The sequence below is a fragment of the Legionella erythra genome (assembly GCF_001467615.1).
In the GTDB taxonomy this organism is placed as follows: Bacteria; Pseudomonadota; Gammaproteobacteria; order Legionellales; family Legionellaceae; genus Legionella_C; species Legionella_C erythra.
Map to the genome: position 1 here is coordinate 287,222 of NZ_LNYA01000034.1, position 16,341 is coordinate 303,562.

The following is a 16,341-nucleotide window of genomic DNA, read 5'->3' on the forward strand; positions in this document are numbered from 1 at the left end:
CCGCTTAATACGGAAAGCGGCTGCCTTTGTTTTTTCTAATCGCATTCTCAAAGGAGAAATCAAGCTCCGGGGCCGGGTTTTCCAGGGCCTTGGTTAGGGTGATGAATTGATAGCCGTTTTTTCGGTACATGGCAATGATATCACCCAGCACATAGCTATTCAGGACATTGGCATGCAGCAGCAGAATTTGTCTTGCATCCTTGCTTTTCGCTTTCTTTTCGGCACGCAGCGTGCGGTTCCAGATGTAGGCCAAATACCGGGGCTTAAGTTTTTGAATATACGCTTCCCTTGAACGATAGGGGACACGATACACCATTTCATTGAAGCGGAAATCATCGCTGTCGATGGTCACCGGCGCTATCACATAGTGATGTTCAGCGAGGTATTGATGAACCTTTTCCCGGGTTTGATTGGCTCCTTCTGCCAGATAGGGGTAGCGGAAATATTTAGGTTCAGTCATTAACGGGTTAAGAATTTTATCGGCTTTTTCAATATCGGCAATGTATCTGTCTGCGCCAATCTGATTGAGGCTACGATGCGAATAGGTGTGGTTGCCCAACTCAAAACCGGCTTCACGGAATCGTTCAAGGAAAGCCCATTGACCTTTTTCTATGGCACCGGCAATCACAAAGCCGGTGGCGGGCACTTTATTATCCACCAGGGCTTGAATAATTTTATTGAAGCGTTCCGTGGCGCGCTGTTGATTACCCGGCGTATCCATTCGTGAAGCAACCAGCGGCAAATCATCGATGGTAATGGCAATTTCCTTTTCAGCAAAGCTTAGGCTAGATGCCAGACACAACAAGAGAACTAACGTACGCATAATAATCCTTTATTCAGCATTCGTTTAATCAGTTTAACAGATGATGGTAAAATTTCGAGGGGCATCAATCACTTATATCGACGGCTTTTTTACCTGTTATAAACAAAATGCGCTATAATCCATCATTTTGAATACCCCATGTTCCAGAATAAGACATGCCAATAGACCACGATCAAACCCATGCTGTTCAATTGCAACGCTTTAATCAATTAAAAGCCTTGATTCTTAAACGAAAGGCCTTCGAAGCAGCGCACCCCTACCCCCCTTACTCCCTCTACCAAACCGATTTTAATTTTACAGACGTACACGGCAATTCCTTATTGCATTATGCAGCAGCGCTTGGGGATATGAATAAAATCAGGGAATGCCTTAAAGATAACATCAACCCTGATTTAAAAAATAACCTGGCCCAGCAAGCCATTCACCTGGCATTGAATAATCATCAATTGGAAGCAGCCAGAGCACTGTTTATGGCAGAAGCCGATTGCACGGAAGTCCATTTAACCCATTGTCAGGACGATCCGAAACAAATCGCCTGGTTTAAAGAAGAGCTTCAACACGCGTTAAAAGGGGCTTTTCCCCTGCCCAGCAGCAACTATCAATTTCCCCGTTATCATGGTCAATGGTTTAAACCAGCAAAAAAGCAAGGGACATCGCATCAGGCATTAATTCGTGCGGCAGAAATAGGTGATATCCCATTCCTTCAATCCGTGGTAACCCACCATTCATTGCCGCAAAAAACGGTGAATGCCTTGTTGCCGGTTGCTGCCGGCAGTAATCAACTGGACACCGTGAGATACCTTATTGAGAACGCATCTGCCATGGATGAGCCTTATGGGAAAACAGCGCTAATTGAGGCAGTAAAAAATCGCCACAGGCGCATCATCGATTATTTATTATCAAAAAAGGTAGACCTTAACCGCCAGGATAGCTCGAAAAATACCGCATTAAGCTATGCCCTGGCCAATAACGACCAACCCGTCACCAACCAATTGTTACAACACGGTGCCACGTACCTCCATACCAATCTATCCGGCAATACCCTGATGCATGTTGCCGTAAATGTGGGGTGTTCATTTCTTAAAGACTTGCTGTTTCTGCCAGGATTTGCCGCCCTGCAGCACACGCGTAATATCTATGGCTTTACACCGCTTGATTTAGCCCTGCAAACCAGGAAGGATTCATTTATCCAATTATTAGCCCCCGAATGGCCTTCAGATCCGATGAAAAAACGGGCAGCCTATGGCGTAAAACCGGTGCCTGTCAACCAGAATCCTGTGCTTGACAAGATGGTCTACCGCTTGAAATTAAACTACCGCGATACCCGCTATTTTAACCCCAATGGCCATTGTAACGGGTTTTCTTTTTTACATAGCCTCTATGCAGACAAAGAACCCTATTACTCTGATACGCTGGCATTGATGAGCCATTGGGACGGCAGCGAAGAGGCATTGGCGAAACCGTTTGACTCGTCAATGCCGCAAGCAGCGTTCTATAAAAATCTGGGTGAACTGTTCGAGCAATGGACCAATGATGTGATCTGGTTTCAACACTCACGGCTCGAGGAGGTGGATCGCCTGCGCCAGGATGACCGGGCAGAACAATTTGACATCATCAAGGCGCCTCCGGAAAAAGACAATCAATACGTCCCTCTTTACGTGGAGCCTCACCACGCCACCGATGAGCAAGGAAGACCGATTCACTATGAACGCAATGAAGCCCAGTTTCTCGAAATAATGTCCTATATTGCCCGTATGCCGGCTAAAACACACGTAGAGTTCATTGGTGTAAGCCATGCCACATCCGCATATAGAAAAGCGAAATCATTGGTGTATTACGATTGCAACTTTATTTTTCAAACCGAGAATAACCTCAATGCCCAGGCATTAACCCGAAGGCTTCTGGATTGGACAGAAGAATTCGAAGGCAAAATGCCCTGCCGATTGATCATTTTTTGTTTTCAAAAGGACTTCGATTCGCCTCATCTTCCCGATTTTTTTGTTCTTAACGAAAAGGAAGTGCCCAAAAGCAAAGAGGAAGCCTGTCAATTCCAGCGGCACTCGGCCAATTATTTTACCCCCCTGCATGTGGCCGTCATCACCCGAAGCTTACCGGCTGTTAAACGCTTACTGGCGGATGGTTTTTGTGATATCCACGCCAGGGACTGTTCTGGCCGTTCAGCCATTAAAATGGCCATGGACAGCCATTTTAATGAGGCGTTGCTTCTCTTTCTTACCTTGCCGGAGCTACGTCTTGATGAGTTAAGCGGCTTCATTAATCAAGCCTATAGACATGGGAAAAAAGACATCCTTGACATCGTGTTGGCCCATCCAGAAGCCAGGCATTTGCATGGTTTATTACTCCATGCCATCCCCAAAAACGATCTGGCATTTGTTAAACACCTGTTAACTCAGGTGAAAATGAACCCTAATCAAATCACGGCTTATACTCTGCCTTTGATGGAGGCTTTGCAACGCGGGAATTTTGCCATTATTCAGGCATTACTCGATGAAGGGGCGGATCTCTTCATGACCTGCGGGTATACGACTCCGTTAAAAGTGGCTTTTCAGAGGCAATCAACCCGTGTGGATCAGGTTATCGCTTACTTAAAGGATGACATCCATCGCCGTGACGCGATGGGGATGACAGCCCTCCATCATGCCGTGGAATGCAATCATGCTGAGGCTCTCTGCAAACTAATCCATGCCGGAGCCGATGTAAGACAGATAACCGCAGCTGGCAAAACAGCTTTTGATCTTTTAAGCCATTCACTCTCGCTTGATAAAGAACTGAAAGCCTGTTACAGGTTACTCATAAGCCATTATCAGTTTGATTTATCCAATGCCTCGCATCACCAAATTTTAAAACAATTATTAGTTAAACTGGCCCATACCTATGATGAAAGGCTCTATCAGCTGCTGCTTCGTCAATGCAACCCGGACATGATTGACAATCTGGACATTGAGGGTCAAGCCTTTCTGCATCATTTAATCGAGACTGGCTGTGTTGAACCCATCCCCCTCCTGCTTGAACAGCACATCAGGCTTGATCCGCTTTCCCCTGAGGGCAATACCCCCTTAATGGCCTTGATTCAGGCGGGGAACATCACCAAAAACAGGGCGTTAATTGAGCGGTTTATTCAATTAAATGCAGATGTCACTATTAAAAATAACAAGGGTAAAACGGCAGTTGATTTGATGCTGGAAAGCGGGGATGAACACTTAAGGCAGTGGGTGGAGGATTACGAACTGGCAGGCCCCCCATGCCAAGCTTAAGATAACAGCCTATTGGCGGCTGGCATCAATGCTTTTTACCCGCCCATTTTCAAATGTGAGTTCATAGACAAATTCGTTAGGCGAATTTTGATAAGTCCATACTTCAATTTGCCTGATGCTTTCACCCACCGGGTTGCCCCAGGCATCAAGCAATAACTGCCGATCTTCGCGAATCTCTTTAGCCAGGGGTTCACCGCACTTTTTCAGTACTGCAAATTTGGTATCACCCTCATAGACTAAGGCTTGCTGGCAACGCATCGCCTGGGCAGCCATTGGGCTTAACGCCATTAACAAACTGGCCAGCATCATGAACCGTTTCATATGGCCTCGCCTTGAACACTTAGCTTCTAAGTTGAGTATAGAACTTTTTTACCTCCTGAATGGTTCGTTTGATGTCTTCACGGTGGATGTCCAAATGGGTTACTAAACGTAACTGACCGCTTTTATTGGCTTTTTTTGGCCAAATGATGCCCTGCTTGTCGAGATAAGCCTGCAGTTGCGGGTAGTGATCATCAGCTTTCACAAAAAGAATATTGGTTGCGACACTCTCCACCCGGATGGCGTCTATATCCGCTAATTGCTGAGCCAAAAGCAGGGCGTGATCATGATCCTCCTCTAGCCGGGTAACGTGATGTTCCAGCGCATAAAGGCCGGCAGCAGCCAGCAATCCCGCCTGGCGCATGCCGCCCCCAAGCACTTTCCGCCAACGCTTTGCTTTACGAATCAACTCACGGGAACCGCATAAAACCGAACCAACCGGTGCGCCTAAACCTTTCGACAGGCAAATGGAAACGGAATCAAACCGCTGGCTGATTTCGTGCAATTCAACCCCTGTATGCACAACGGCGTTAAACACCCGTGCACCATCTAAATGGGCGCTTAAACCCTGTTCACGGCAAAAAGAATGAATGGTTTTCAGGTAGTGAAGCGGTAACACTTTACCCGACAGCGTATTTTCAAGGCATAAAAGCCGACTGCGGGGATGGTGATCTTCCACGGGTTTGACGACCATGGCCACCTTGGCCAACGACAATGTTCCATCGCTCTCAAAATCCAGCGGTTGCGGCTGCACGCTGCCCAATACCGCAGCACCGCCCCCCTCCCACAGGTAGGTATGGGCAGTCTGGCCGACTATGTATTCATCGCCGCGTTCACAATGCGCCAGAATAGCCATTAAATTGGTCTGGGTGCCTGAAGGGGCAAAAATGGCCGATTCCATGCCCGCGCGCTCGGCCAGGATGGCTTCAAGCTTCTTGACGGTTGGATCTTCGCCAAACACATCATCGCCCAACTCAGCAGCCATCATCGCCTTCATCATGCCCGCCGTGGGTTGCGTGACCGTATCGCTTCGAAAATCAATTCGTTTCATGTTAACTCTCGCTTGTCTTGCTGTAGATTGCTTTCAGGGTGGGCACTAATTCCCGCAAATGGGCAAGTGTTGTAAGCATCGCTGCCGCGTCCTGTTGTTTCCCCTGTTTCAGGCAGTAGGCATACCAGAGCAGCCAGCTATGGAAAATCAATTGCCACAGGGTGTCATCGGTTTTAAACCGGTAGGGTACTGTTTTAAAATAGCCATGCAGCGTGGCAGAAAATAGGGCATCGTCGAACTGATTTTCTACCACACCAGCACAATTGAGTGCAAGGCCCAGCAATTCTATAGCCGGGTGGATTAATCCAGCGCTTTCCCAATCGAGAAAACACGGGCGGTTATTGTCTTGCCAGATGATGTTGTGGCTGTGCAGGTCGCGATGGCCGATCACCCATTCATGGGAACGGTAATGACGGTGCTGATTGCATTGCTCAATAAGAGGTGTGATCCAGGGCAAACCCGACGTATCTATACCCGTGATGGCTGGGAATGGTTTTGCCCGCGGGTGCTTAAATCCCAATTGGTGAATAGTCGCCAGAGCCGTCCCTAAAACCTCAGCCCGACCGTAAGACAGCCGCTCATGGATTTCTCCGGGACAATAAGGCTTAATTAACCCGAGCTGTTGCCCCACCGGGATGAAAAAATGAGGGGGGTTCGGGCAAAACGCAGGCAGGCTTAAGGCCAGACGATTTGCCGCTACTGTGGCGAATTGCTCGGTAAACTCGAGGTGGTCTCGCTGTGTGATGCCAAGCCAGGTTGTTGGAGCAAATAATTTAGCCACCCACAGACTGCCATCCTGCAGGCACAACAAGTCATTGTGATGCTGAAGCCCCTGGCTTAATGGCGTTACCCTCACAATGGCCTCATGAAGAAAGGGCATGGCCCAGTGATTAGTTGCTGTCATGGTGACTTAAGTATTGAATGGCGGTTCGATACCCTGGAGGCTGCGTTGTTCAGGTAAAAAACAAAGGATTTACTGCTCATTCATTAATTGTTCAATGTAACGCCGACAAGTTAACGGTTTGTCCAGGTAATTGATTAAATAACGTGTTCCACCTGTGCCGGTAATGACTAAGGACCCATAGCGGAGCAGACTGCCTAAAATCGACTGGCGGATGTCAATGGTTTCGATCTTGGTCAGGGGAATATCGACAGTCTGGCGCACCAGGACACCCGTACGCAGGATAACCTGCTTTTTTTTAATCGTCAGCGAGGAGAAATGATAAGTCACCCAGGTAATACCTATCCAGGCCAAGGCAAAGAGAACCACGAAGAGGGATAATACTTTGAGTTGTTCGAACTCGATACCAATTAACATACCCGCCAATGCCAGCATCACTGGCCAGAAAAAGAGGACTAAATGGAGTCCTGCTTCGTAGACAACAGGGGTATCGGCTTTTTCCTTCATTGGTATCCTCATTATTCTTATTGCCATATCATAGAGGAGATACAATAAATTTGCTATGCTCCCAAGTTGGTTCATCCTATCCTTGTGACCTGTCTGTTATGCGCCCCATTAATCAATGCCTGAATAAGCAACTGGCCGCCCTTTGCGAACAGAGCATCAAATTGAGTGAGTTAAATGACAAATTGAAATTGTTTTTAAATCCTTCGTTGCATGCCCATTGCACCGTCGGCAGTTTCAATCGCGGTTGCCTGGTATTGGCAATAACCGATCCAGCCTTTGCCACCACGCTGCGTTATGAGTTGCCGGCCTTGCGTGATAAGCTGCGTAAAGAGGCTGGACTTTATCGACTCATGTCCATTCAAATTAAAATCATTGAGCCTGAAAAAGCATCGCGTTTAAGAGTCAACCGTAAAAGCCGCCCAATGTCCGACAAAGCGCGTGAAGCCATTCAGCAGGCTGGAGAAACCTGTCTTTATCCGCCCCTTCAGGAAGCGCTTTACAAATTGGCACAGGAGAAATAAACATCATCTGCCCATTCATGACAGGCCATTTACGGCTGCTGCCAGCGCAACCCGTTTAATCAGGCTTCGACAGGGAAGAAATCGGGTACAACAGAGGATGGTTGGTAGTTTTCAGCATCAAAATAGGTGTATTCCCAGGCATCTTGACGGACCATTAATTCCCTCAGGAGACGATTGTTTAATTCATGCCCGGATTTGTAGCCTTCAAACGCGCCAATCAGGCCGCAACCTAACAGATATAAATCGCCAATCGCATCAAGAACCTTGTGGGCGACAAATTCGCCCTCGAAGCGCAAGCCGTCATCATTGAGTACGCGGTAATCGTCAACCACGATGGCATTGTCCATGCTGCCACCTTTGGCCAAATCATTTTCACGCAGTTTTTCATAATCGGACAAAAAGCCAAATGTTCTGGCGCGGCATACTTCTTTCACATACGAGGTATCGGAAAAATCGAAACTGGCCTTTTGCGGGCGACCATTAAATGCCGGATGATCAAAATCAATGGTAAAAGCGATTTTATAGCCGTTATACGGCAGAAACTGCACGTACTTGTCCTTGTCTTCAACGCGTATGGGTTTCAGGATGCGTATAAAACGCTTGGCCGCACTCTGCTCACGAATTCCTGCGGATTGAATTAAAAAGACAAACGGAGCGGCGCTGCCGTCCATAATGGGAATTTCCGGAGCATTGACATCGACATAGGCATTATCAATCCCTAATCCGGCCAAAGCCGAAAGCAAATGCTCGACGGTTGCAACTTTCACGCCGTTACGATGCAGCGACGTGCAAAGCATGGTATCACCCACATTGTCATAGGAAGCGGGAATTTCAACGGGGGGATTTAAATCGGTGCGTCTGAAAACAATACCGGTATTTATGGGTGCCGGGCGCAGAGTAAGAAGAACTTTTTCGCCTGAATGCAAGCCTACACCTGTTGCTTGAATTACTTTCTTAGGAGTTCTTTGTTTTATCATGCAATGATCACCTTTTCTCAATACCCTTTTTGTTGACGCGCAATAAACGACCAAATCATAACAGCAATTGATTGATTAGTCTAATTTTTTCATGCTTTTCAACAAAGAACGGCCCCAAGGCCGTTCATTATTTAATCAACATGTTCTTCTTGTCTACGAAGAAACGCTGGTATATCAAGGTAATCAACATCCGGTACAGAGTCCGATGTGGACTTGGCTGACGTGGTTGCCACAGGCGCAGAAGCCTGCTTGCGAATAACAGCCGGACGATCCAGTTGGTGATAATCCAGGGAACCGTCACTGCGGGTAGAATCCGCAAAACGGGATTTGACCGGCTGTTGATTTGAAGCGGATTGTTGCTGGCCGCGTGGACGTGAATCCCCAAGACCTGTGACAATCACCGTGACCCTCATTTCATCCGTCATGTCCGGATCAATCACTGTTCCTACCACGACTGTCGCATCATCAGAAATAAATTCTTTGACGACATCACCGACTTCTTCAAACTCACCGATGGACATATCAAGACCAGCGGTAATATTGACCAGAATCCCTTTAGCGCCTGAGAAATTGACATCCTCAAGCAAGGGCGAAGCAATCGCGGCTTCCGCAGCCTGACGGGCACGCTGCTCACCCGTGGCGCTCCCGGTTCCCATCATGGCCATGCCCATTTCAGACATCACGGTGCGCACATCAGCGAAATCGACGTTAATCAGACCCGGGCGGGTAATCAAATCAGAAATACCTTTTACCGCCCCCAATAAAACGTTGTTAGCGGCTTTAAACGCATTCAGCAGGCTGATGTTTTTACCCAGCACGCTGAGCAGCTTGTTGTTCGGAATCGTAATGAGGGAGTCCACATGTTCAGCCAGGCGGCGGATGCCTTCCTCAGCGGCTAAGGCCCGCTGCTTGCCTTCAAAGGAAAATGGCTTGGTGACCACGGCAACCGTTAAGATATTTAATTCTTTAGCCACTTCAGCAAACACAGGTGCGGCACCTGTTCCCGTACCACCGCCCATGCCGGCTGTAATAAAGACCATGTCCGCCCCTTCAAGTACTTCGCGGATGCGATCGCGATCTTCTTCAGCGGCTTCACGGCCAATGCGGGGATTGGCGCCAGCGCCTAAGCCCTTGGTCAGATTATCACCCAGTTGAATATGAATTTTGGCATTGGAATTTTTTAATGCCTGGGCATCGGTATTCGCGCAGATAAATTCCACCCCATCAATATTTTCAGCGACCATATGCTCAAGCGCATTACCGCCGCCACCGCCAACACCTACAACCTTAATGACGGCACTGTTATCTTGGCTTTCCATTAGTTCAAACATTACTGCCTCTCCCCTCTTTTAATTCTTATCATTCTGCGGGTAATTATTAAAAATTACCTTGAAACCATTCTCTCATTCGAGACCAGAGCCCTTTACCGCTGACATTTAATGCCGGAACTGCATACCCGCCTTCATACTGCTGTTGGTATCCGTGCAATAATAAACCAACTCCTGTCGCTAAAGAAGGGTTTACCGTTGCTTCTGCCAATCCGGAGACATGATGTGCCCACCCATGGCGGACTGGCATTTCAAAACACATTTCAGCCAACTCAATTGCACCCATCACGCTTGAACCACCGCCGGTCATAACCATACCAGCTGCCAAACGCTGCTCAAAACCGCTGCGGCGCAGTTCATTTCTGACTAAAGTGAATAATTCCTCGTAGCGGGCAGACACCACATCCGACAAAGCCTTGGCTGAAATTTTCCGGCCAGGGCGGTTATCGTTCATGCTGGTGACTTCAATCATTTCATTGGCGCTGGCCAGTTCAGGCATGGCGCAGGCATGTTTGACCTTGATGGCTTCCGCCGCTTTCGTGGGTGTACGCAAAGCCATGGCAATATCATTGGTTACCTGATCCCCTGCAATGGGAATCACGGCCGTGTATTGAATTGCCCCTTCGGCAAAAACAACAATGTCTGTCGTGCCACCGCCAATATCGATTAAACACACACCTAACTCTTTCTCGTCATCGGTTAATACCGCATGACTGGAAGCCAATTGTTCAAGAATAATGTCGCTGACCTCAAGCCCGCAGCGACGAACGCATTTGGCAATGTTTTGCGCGGCACTGACAGCCCCAGTGACAATATGAACCCGCGCCTCAAGCCGTACCCCGGCCATGCCGGCAGGCTCTCGGATGCTGCCTTGATTATCAATAATAAATTCCTGGGGCAGGATATGGAGAATTTTCTGATCCGCCGGAATGGCAACGGCCTTTGCCGCATCAATGACGCGCTCGACATCCGCCTGCGACACTTCCTGATCGCGTATGGCGACAATGCCGTGAGAATTTAAACTGCGGATATGACTGCCGGCAATTCCGGCATATACAGTACGCACGTCGCAACCTGCCATTAATTCCGCTTCCTGAACGGCGCGCTGAATGGAATTAACCGTGGCTTCAATATCAACCACCACGCCGCGTTTCAGGCCACGGGAAGGGTGGCGCCCTATACCAATGACTTCAATGGTTCCGTCAGCCGTAATTTCGCCCACCAGGGCAACAACTTTTGAGGTGCCAATATCCAAACCGGTGATGATGTTTTTTTCTGATTTTTTTGCCATTATCTTCCCGCTTATTTTTTCCATTGCACCGCCATGCCGCGCGGATACCGTAAATCAACACTTGCCAACTGCTCCGGTTTATCTGCAAAAACAGCAGGATATGCTTTACAGAATCGTATAATTCGCATTTCTAGATCTCGTTTTCCCAGGCGTAACTGTACACCATTTGCCAGAGTGAGGTCCCACGCATGGTTGTCGCGCCATTCCAGCGAGGCGGCGTGCAAGCCATAGATTGATAATATCTTACTCATTTTTTTGTAAACTTGTAAGACTTCCCGCTGTTGATTCGCAGGACCCCGTAAATGAGGCAGGGTAGAATCATCCACCTGTCCCCCGTTAAATGTCTCACCATCCCGGCTTAACATGGCGTCATTCCAGGTTGCCACCGGTTCTTTTTCCACCAATGTCACTTTTAAGGTATCCGGCCAAATCCGTTCGATTTCCACTTGCGCGGCCCACTCGAGCGCGCTTAATTCTTTATGCAGTTGATTGACTGACAATGAAAAAAAGCTTGCATCCAGGTAACGGGATAATATTTCCTCCAGTTGCTGATGGGAAATATGCTGATAGGTTGCCGCGATTTTAATGGTATTGACCGGAAAACGTCCGGGATCAGCGATAAAGACATAGACTAGCCGCGCCCCCAAAAAAAGAGCGCAGGCAACCAACAGCGTCAGTACGCCGGCATAACCTAACTGCCCGTTACCGCCTCCGTCCATCCATCGACCTCAATTATTGGTAATTGGTTACCAGTTGCTCCCTGCAACGATGATGCACCCTGGCTAAGGCAATCAATTCCTCAAGCAATTCAGGGTAACTCAAGCCGCTGGCCTGCCATAACTTGGGATACATGCTGATGGGCGTAAAACCAGGCAAGGTATTAATTTCATTAAAATAAATATCACCGGTCTTGTCATTGACAAAGAAATCGACACGCGCCATGCCCTTACATTTTAAGCGGGTAAATATCTCACCGGCAATGGCTTGTAATTCGTTCAGCAACGCATTATCCAACTGAGCAGGAACATGAAGATCCGTTTCTGCGCTTTCAAGGTATTTGGCCGCGTAGGAATAAAAACCATCCGCATGATGGACACAGATTTCACCGGCTATACTGACTCGTGGCGCCGCGGACGGATTTGTGTTTTCCAGGACGGACAATTCAATCTCACGTCCCTGAATAAACTCTTCGACCAAAATGGTCTCATCGTAACGTAATGCATCTTCGACCGCATTGACGAGTTCGGTCATTGTCTTCGCTTTGTGAATACCAACACTGGAACCTAACGAGCAGGGTTTGACAAACAAAGGCCAGCCAAAATCCGAAACCACATTCTGGCAGAATCGTTGACGTTCAGCCGCATTGCTGTGCCAGGATAAAAGACGATAACGAGCGGAACGGATACGCGTATCACAGGCAAGACGACGCGCCATGTCTTTATCCATACCAATGGCTGAAGACAGCACATCGGATCCCACATACGCGACACCAGCCAATTCAAGCAATCCCTGTAAACAACCGTCTTCATGAAGAGGGCCATGCACAACGGGAAAGACCACGTTCGCATCCACAGCCAAACGCCCATCAATTAAAAGACTGGGTAAAGCCTCGGAGGATGCAGTTTTTACCGGTAAGCTGGTCTTATAGGCCAGCAGTTCCTCATAATTATTCAGGTAGCAACGGCCTTCCTTATCCATACCGATAGGAATAATACGATACTTTCGAGCATCGAGTTGGGCTAAAACAGAGGCGGCCGAAACCAGAGAAACCTCATGCTCCCCCGATTTACCACCGTAGAGCAAGGCCAGGTTAATACGTTCAGACATGCTTAGTCTCCAATAATGTGCACTTCACGGATAAGCTCAACAGCAGTCTTCTGATGGACGGTTTGCTGCACCAGTTCTATCAATGACTCAATGTCCTGCGCCGAGGCATTTCCTTCGTGATTAATAATAAAGTTGGCATGCTTGGTGGATACCACGGCTCCACCGAGCTGTTTACCCTTAAGTCCGCATTCTTCAATAAGGCGGGCGGCAAAATGACCGGCAGGATTACGAAATACCGAGCCACAATTGTATTCATTGGTCGGCTGCGTTTCAGCGCGGCGGGCCAACAGATCTTTGATCATCTGCAGGGACTTATCCTTTTCCCCGGTTGAAAGGCGGCAGGTGGCTGCGATAAACCATTCATCCTGAAGCCCGGCCACATGGCGGTAGGCAATTGCGAATTCCGATGGTTTACGGACGCGCCTCTCACCGTGACGGGTCATGGTTTCCACCTCAACCACCGATTGCCAGGTCTCGCCACCGAAGCAGCCCGCGTTCATCCGCAAAGCCCCGCCCATGGTTCCTGGAATACCAGCCCAGAATTCACCGCCGCTTAAATGATTTCTGGCGCAGAAGCGAGCCATGGTGGCGCAGGAGACGCCAGCTTCAACACGCACCAGCTGATCCCCGACGAGACTGACGTCTTTAAGGCAGCCCTGCGTCAGAATAACAGTCCCGGCAAAGCCGCTGTCGCGAATAAGGGAGTTACTCCCCAACCCTAGCCACAGCAAGGGCTCACTGCTTGGCAAGTGCTTTAAAAACAAAGCCAGGTCGTCAATGCCGGCGGGCTTGTAGAGTTGGCGGGCAAGGCCTCCCACCCGCCAGGTGGTGTAATCAGCCAAAGGCTCATTGCTGAGCAATTGTCCCTGAAAAGCAATACCCTGACCATTTAACCCATTGATTGTTTTCACGCTGGTTCTCGCACCGTTTGCATTAAATTTTGCGCCATCTGCCCTATACTGCCAGCCCCCTGCATCAGAATAACATCCCCATTGGTAATTAATTCATCCAGGGTTTTCACCAGATTCTTTTCATTCACCAGACGGGCATTGGGACGGATGGTGCGGATTTTTTTTAACAAGGCTTCACTGCTGATACCAGGAATTGGGTCTTCGCCTGCGGAATAAATATCCAGCAGCAGCAATTCTTCCGCGATGCTTAAGACATCCACAAACTGTTCAAACAAATCGTTAGTCCGACTATACCGATGCGGTTGGAAAATATGCACCAGGCGTTTGTCCGGCCATACGCGGCGGAAGGCATCGAGTGTCGTGCGGATTTCTTGCGGGTGATGACCATAATCATCGACTACTGTGGCGCTGGCGTGTTCAAACTGGCGTTCGCCTAAAATCTGGAAGCGTCGCCCCACACCCTGGAATTTGGCAAGACCGCAAACAATGGCATCATCAGTGACATTGAGCTCCGAAGCAATGGCAATAGCCGCCAGCGCATTGAGCACGTTATGCCGTCCTGGCCACTGGAATTTAATGTCCAGGGGCTTCAAACCTCTTGGCCTTAACACAGTAAACTCGCTGCTTAAGCCAGTTTGAGTCCAGTTGATTGCGCGGTAATGGGCCTCGTCACGAAAACCATAGGTCATTGTCGGGCGCTGAATCAGCGGCAGAATACGGCGAACCTCTTCATCCTCAATACACAAAACCGCCAGCCCGTAAAAAGGCAAATGATGCAGGAACTCCACAAAGGTGTTACGCAGTTTGTCAAAATTATCGTCATACGTGCTCATGTGGTCGGCATCAATGTTGGTCACCACGGCCATCATGGGCTTTAAGAACAGAAATGAGGCATCGCTCTCATCGGCTTCCGCCACAAAATAAGCCGAGTGGCCTAATTGGGCATTACTGCCGGAGCTATTCAATTTTCCGCCAATCACATAGCTGGGATCCAGGCCGCCTTCAGCCAAAAGACTGCTAACCAAACTTGTGGTGGTCGTCTTGCCGTGCGTCCCGGCGATGGCGATGCCGTGACGAAAACGCATTAATTCAGCCAGCATCGCAGCGCGGGGAATCACAGGGATTAGCTGTTCTTTTGCCGCAATAATTTCCGGGTTGTCCGCACTGACAGCGGTGGACCGGACAACAACATCCGCTCCCTGGATGTTTTCGACACGATGGCCAATAGCTACCGCAATACCCAACGATTGCAAACGGGCCACCACTTTGTTTTCGCTGATATCCGAGCCGGTAATCCGATAACCCTCATTGTGAAGCACTTCGGCAATTCCGCACATACCGGCGCCGCCAATTCCAACGAAATGAATGTGTTCTACACGCCCCATCCTTGGCGAAAGAAATTGTCCTGAGCTGTCCACCACGTTCCCCTTGTTATGAAGTCGGCTTTCTCAATCCCAAAGATTGCCAACGATTTTCATGATCAATCCGCAATAACAATGCGATAACCACACAATTAACCACCATACTCGCACCGCCATAACTTAAGAGCGGCAAGGTTAATCCCTTTGTGGGCAGCAAACCTGAATTGACCCCCATGTTTATTGTCGCCTGCAAGCCTAACCAGAAAGTCAGGCCATAGGCGGTAAATGCGGCAAAAAGCCTCTCCTGACTAAAAGCGGTATAGCCAATCATCAGGCCTCTAAGCACCAGTATACTATACAAAATTAATACGAACAGGACACCGAGCAACCCTAATTCTTCTGCCAGCACAGCAAATAGAAAATCGGTGTGCGCCTCGGGCAAATAAAATAATTTTTGAACACTATCCCCCAAGCCGGTTCCTAACCAGCCTCCACGGCCAAAGGCAATCAGGGATTGAGTTAACTGATAACCGCTGTTAAATTGATCCGCCCACGGGTCAAGAAACGCCGTTAATCGCGCCACCCGGTAAGGCGAGGATACCGCGAGCATGGCGAGGCAGCAGCCGACAAGGATAACCAAGCCGATGTAATAACGCAGTTTCACCCCGGCTAAAAAGAGCATGGCCATGATGGTGCCGGCAATGACCACGGTGGCGCCAAAATCAGGCTCTAATAATAACAACACCGAGACCATCCCCAGAATGATCATTGGTTTGATAAAACCAAAAATACTGGCGCTTATCTGTTTTTGTTGGCGAACGAGATAGCCGGACACATAAAAAATCATGGTCATCTTTGCCAGTTCAGACACCTGAATGCCAATGGGGCCTAAAGCCAGCCAGCGGCGGCTGCCGTTGACGGAGCGCCCAATACCGGGAATTAACACCAGCATCAGCATTACAAGACAAGCCAGCAACAATGGCATGCTCAGTTTTTCCCAGATCTGACTGTCAATGCGCATCACCACCAAAGCCACCAGGAAGCCTGCCGCCAGGTAGCAGCATTGCCGAATGAGAAAATGAAACGGTTGATGGTAATACTTGGTGGAAATCATGACCGAACTGGAAGCCACCATCATTAAACCAATGATCAACAAACCCAGCACCGCCCCCATCATCCACTTGTCATACAATGCCAGGGGTTTGTGGGTGGGTTTTCCGCGTTGTGTGTAATGACGGGGTTGCATGGTG

General features: G+C 48.8%; 15 protein-coding genes. 2 read left to right on the forward strand and 13 right to left on the reverse strand.

The genetic code is table 11. From position 1 onward, the window contains the following. Positions 1-4: 4 nt before the first annotated feature. Positions 5-823: a polysaccharide deacetylase family protein gene (locus tag Lery_RS12560; protein WP_131750964.1), complete on the reverse strand. Its 819-nt coding sequence runs from the start codon at positions 821-823 to the stop codon at positions 5-7. 155 nt (positions 824-978) lie between these two features. Between Lery_RS12560 and Lery_RS12565 the strand changes: the two genes are divergently transcribed. Beyond that, complete coding sequence (locus Lery_RS12565) at positions 979-4,098, forward strand: ankyrin repeat domain-containing protein (RefSeq protein ID WP_058527583.1); 3,120 nt, start codon at positions 979-981, stop codon at positions 4,096-4,098. Positions 4,099-4,107: 9 nt separating this feature from the next. On the opposite strand, the gene Lery_RS12570 is transcribed toward Lery_RS12565, so the two are convergent. From Lery_RS12570 to Lery_RS12585, 4 genes are all read right to left on the reverse strand, one after another. After that, entirely contained in the window at positions 4,108-4,419 is a 312-nt protein-coding gene (locus tag Lery_RS12570) for a DUF2845 domain-containing protein (protein ID WP_058527584.1), read from the reverse strand. 19 nt (positions 4,420-4,438) lie between these two features. After that, the gene (ltaE, locus tag Lery_RS12575) at positions 4,439-5,467 is read right to left on the reverse strand and encodes a low-specificity L-threonine aldolase (protein WP_058527585.1); all 1,029 of its coding nucleotides are present in this window, start codon (positions 5,465-5,467) and stop codon (positions 4,439-4,441) included. A gap of 1 nt (position 5,468) precedes the next feature. Continuing rightward, positions 5,469-6,371 (reverse strand): phosphotransferase, encoded by a 903-nt coding sequence (locus Lery_RS12580; RefSeq protein WP_058527586.1) that lies wholly within the window; start codon positions 6,369-6,371, stop codon positions 5,469-5,471. 69 nt (positions 6,372-6,440) lie between these two features. Next, positions 6,441-6,875, reverse strand: coding sequence for a PH domain-containing protein (locus Lery_RS12585; protein ID WP_058527587.1), 435 nt, complete (start codon positions 6,873-6,875; stop codon positions 6,441-6,443). Between the two features lie 98 nt (positions 6,876-6,973). Here Lery_RS12585 and Lery_RS12590 point away from each other — a divergent pair, with 98 nt between their 5' ends. Beyond that, positions 6,974-7,396: a DciA family protein gene (locus tag Lery_RS12590; RefSeq protein WP_058527588.1), complete on the forward strand. Its 423-nt coding sequence runs from the start codon at positions 6,974-6,976 to the stop codon at positions 7,394-7,396. Positions 7,397-7,455: 59 nt separating this feature from the next. On the opposite strand, the gene lpxC is transcribed toward Lery_RS12590, so the two are convergent. The 8 genes from lpxC to ftsW all read right to left on the reverse strand — a co-directional run bounded on the left by lpxC (position 7,456) and on the right by ftsW (position 16,337). Beyond that, on the reverse strand, positions 7,456-8,373 hold the full coding sequence (lpxC, locus tag Lery_RS12595; RefSeq protein ID WP_058527589.1) for a UDP-3-O-acyl-N-acetylglucosamine deacetylase: 918 nt from the start codon (positions 8,371-8,373) through the stop codon (positions 7,456-7,458). Positions 8,374-8,504: 131 nt separating this feature from the next. Next, a complete protein-coding gene (gene ftsZ / locus Lery_RS12600; RefSeq protein ID WP_058527590.1) occupies positions 8,505-9,704 on the reverse strand; it encodes a cell division protein FtsZ in 1,200 nt (399 codons plus the stop codon). 46 nt (positions 9,705-9,750) lie between these two features. Then, complete coding sequence (ftsA, locus tag Lery_RS12605) at positions 9,751-10,992, reverse strand: cell division protein FtsA (protein WP_058527971.1); 1,242 nt, start codon at positions 10,990-10,992, stop codon at positions 9,751-9,753. Positions 10,993-11,003: 11 nt separating this feature from the next. Then, positions 11,004-11,711, reverse strand: coding sequence for a cell division protein FtsQ/DivIB (locus Lery_RS12610; protein ID WP_058527591.1), 708 nt, complete (start codon positions 11,709-11,711; stop codon positions 11,004-11,006). Between the two features lie 13 nt (positions 11,712-11,724). Beyond that, entirely contained in the window at positions 11,725-12,819 is a 1,095-nt protein-coding gene (locus tag Lery_RS12615) for a D-alanine--D-alanine ligase family protein (protein WP_058527592.1), read from the reverse strand. A gap of 2 nt (positions 12,820-12,821) precedes the next feature. Further along, the gene (gene murB / locus Lery_RS12620) at positions 12,822-13,730 is read right to left on the reverse strand and encodes a UDP-N-acetylmuramate dehydrogenase (protein WP_058527593.1); all 909 of its coding nucleotides are present in this window, start codon (positions 13,728-13,730) and stop codon (positions 12,822-12,824) included. Then, positions 13,727-15,148, reverse strand: coding sequence for a UDP-N-acetylmuramate--L-alanine ligase (murC, locus tag Lery_RS12625; RefSeq protein WP_058527594.1), 1,422 nt, complete (start codon positions 15,146-15,148; stop codon positions 13,727-13,729). Before murC ends, murB begins: the two co-directional genes overlap by 4 nt. A 13-nt stretch (positions 15,149-15,161) precedes the next feature. Then, positions 15,162-16,337 carry a putative lipid II flippase FtsW gene (ftsW, locus tag Lery_RS12630; RefSeq protein ID WP_058527972.1) on the reverse strand — a complete coding sequence of 392 codons (1,176 nt, stop codon included), beginning with the start codon at positions 16,335-16,337 and terminating at the stop codon, positions 15,162-15,164. Positions 16,338-16,341: the final 4 nt, after the last annotated feature.

Bases quoted from the DNA above. Each gene is read 5' to 3' on its own strand.
- Lery_RS12560 (WP_131750964.1), bottom strand. From the start codon at position 823: ATGCGTACGTTAGTTCTCTTGTTGTGTCTGGCATCTAGCCTAAGCTTT.
- Lery_RS12565 (WP_058527583.1), top strand. From the start codon at position 979: ATGCCAATAGACCACGATCAAACCCATGCTGTTCAATTGCAACGCTTT.
- Lery_RS12570 (WP_058527584.1), bottom strand. From the start codon at position 4,419: ATGAAACGGTTCATGATGCTGGCCAGTTTGTTAATGGCGTTAAGCCCA.
- ltaE (WP_058527585.1), bottom strand. From the start codon at position 5,467: ATGAAACGAATTGATTTTCGAAGCGATACGGTCACGCAACCCACGGCG.
- Lery_RS12580 (WP_058527586.1), bottom strand. From the start codon at position 6,371: ATGACAGCAACTAATCACTGGGCCATGCCCTTTCTTCATGAGGCCATT.
- Lery_RS12585 (WP_058527587.1), bottom strand. From the start codon at position 6,875: ATGAAGGAAAAAGCCGATACCCCTGTTGTCTACGAAGCAGGACTCCAT.
- Lery_RS12590 (WP_058527588.1), top strand. From the start codon at position 6,974: ATGCGCCCCATTAATCAATGCCTGAATAAGCAACTGGCCGCCCTTTGC.
- lpxC (WP_058527589.1), bottom strand. From the start codon at position 8,373: ATGATAAAACAAAGAACTCCTAAGAAAGTAATTCAAGCAACAGGTGTA.
- ftsZ (WP_058527590.1), bottom strand. From the start codon at position 9,704: ATGTTTGAACTAATGGAAAGCCAAGATAACAGTGCCGTCATTAAGGTT.
- ftsA (WP_058527971.1), bottom strand. From the start codon at position 10,992: ATGGCAAAAAAATCAGAAAAAAACATCATCACCGGTTTGGATATTGGC.
- Lery_RS12610 (WP_058527591.1), bottom strand. From the start codon at position 11,711: ATGGACGGAGGCGGTAACGGGCAGTTAGGTTATGCCGGCGTACTGACG.
- Lery_RS12615 (WP_058527592.1), bottom strand. From the start codon at position 12,819: ATGTCTGAACGTATTAACCTGGCCTTGCTCTACGGTGGTAAATCGGGG.
- ftsW (WP_058527972.1), bottom strand. From the start codon at position 16,337: ATGCAACCCCGTCATTACACACAACGCGGAAAACCCACCCACAAACCC.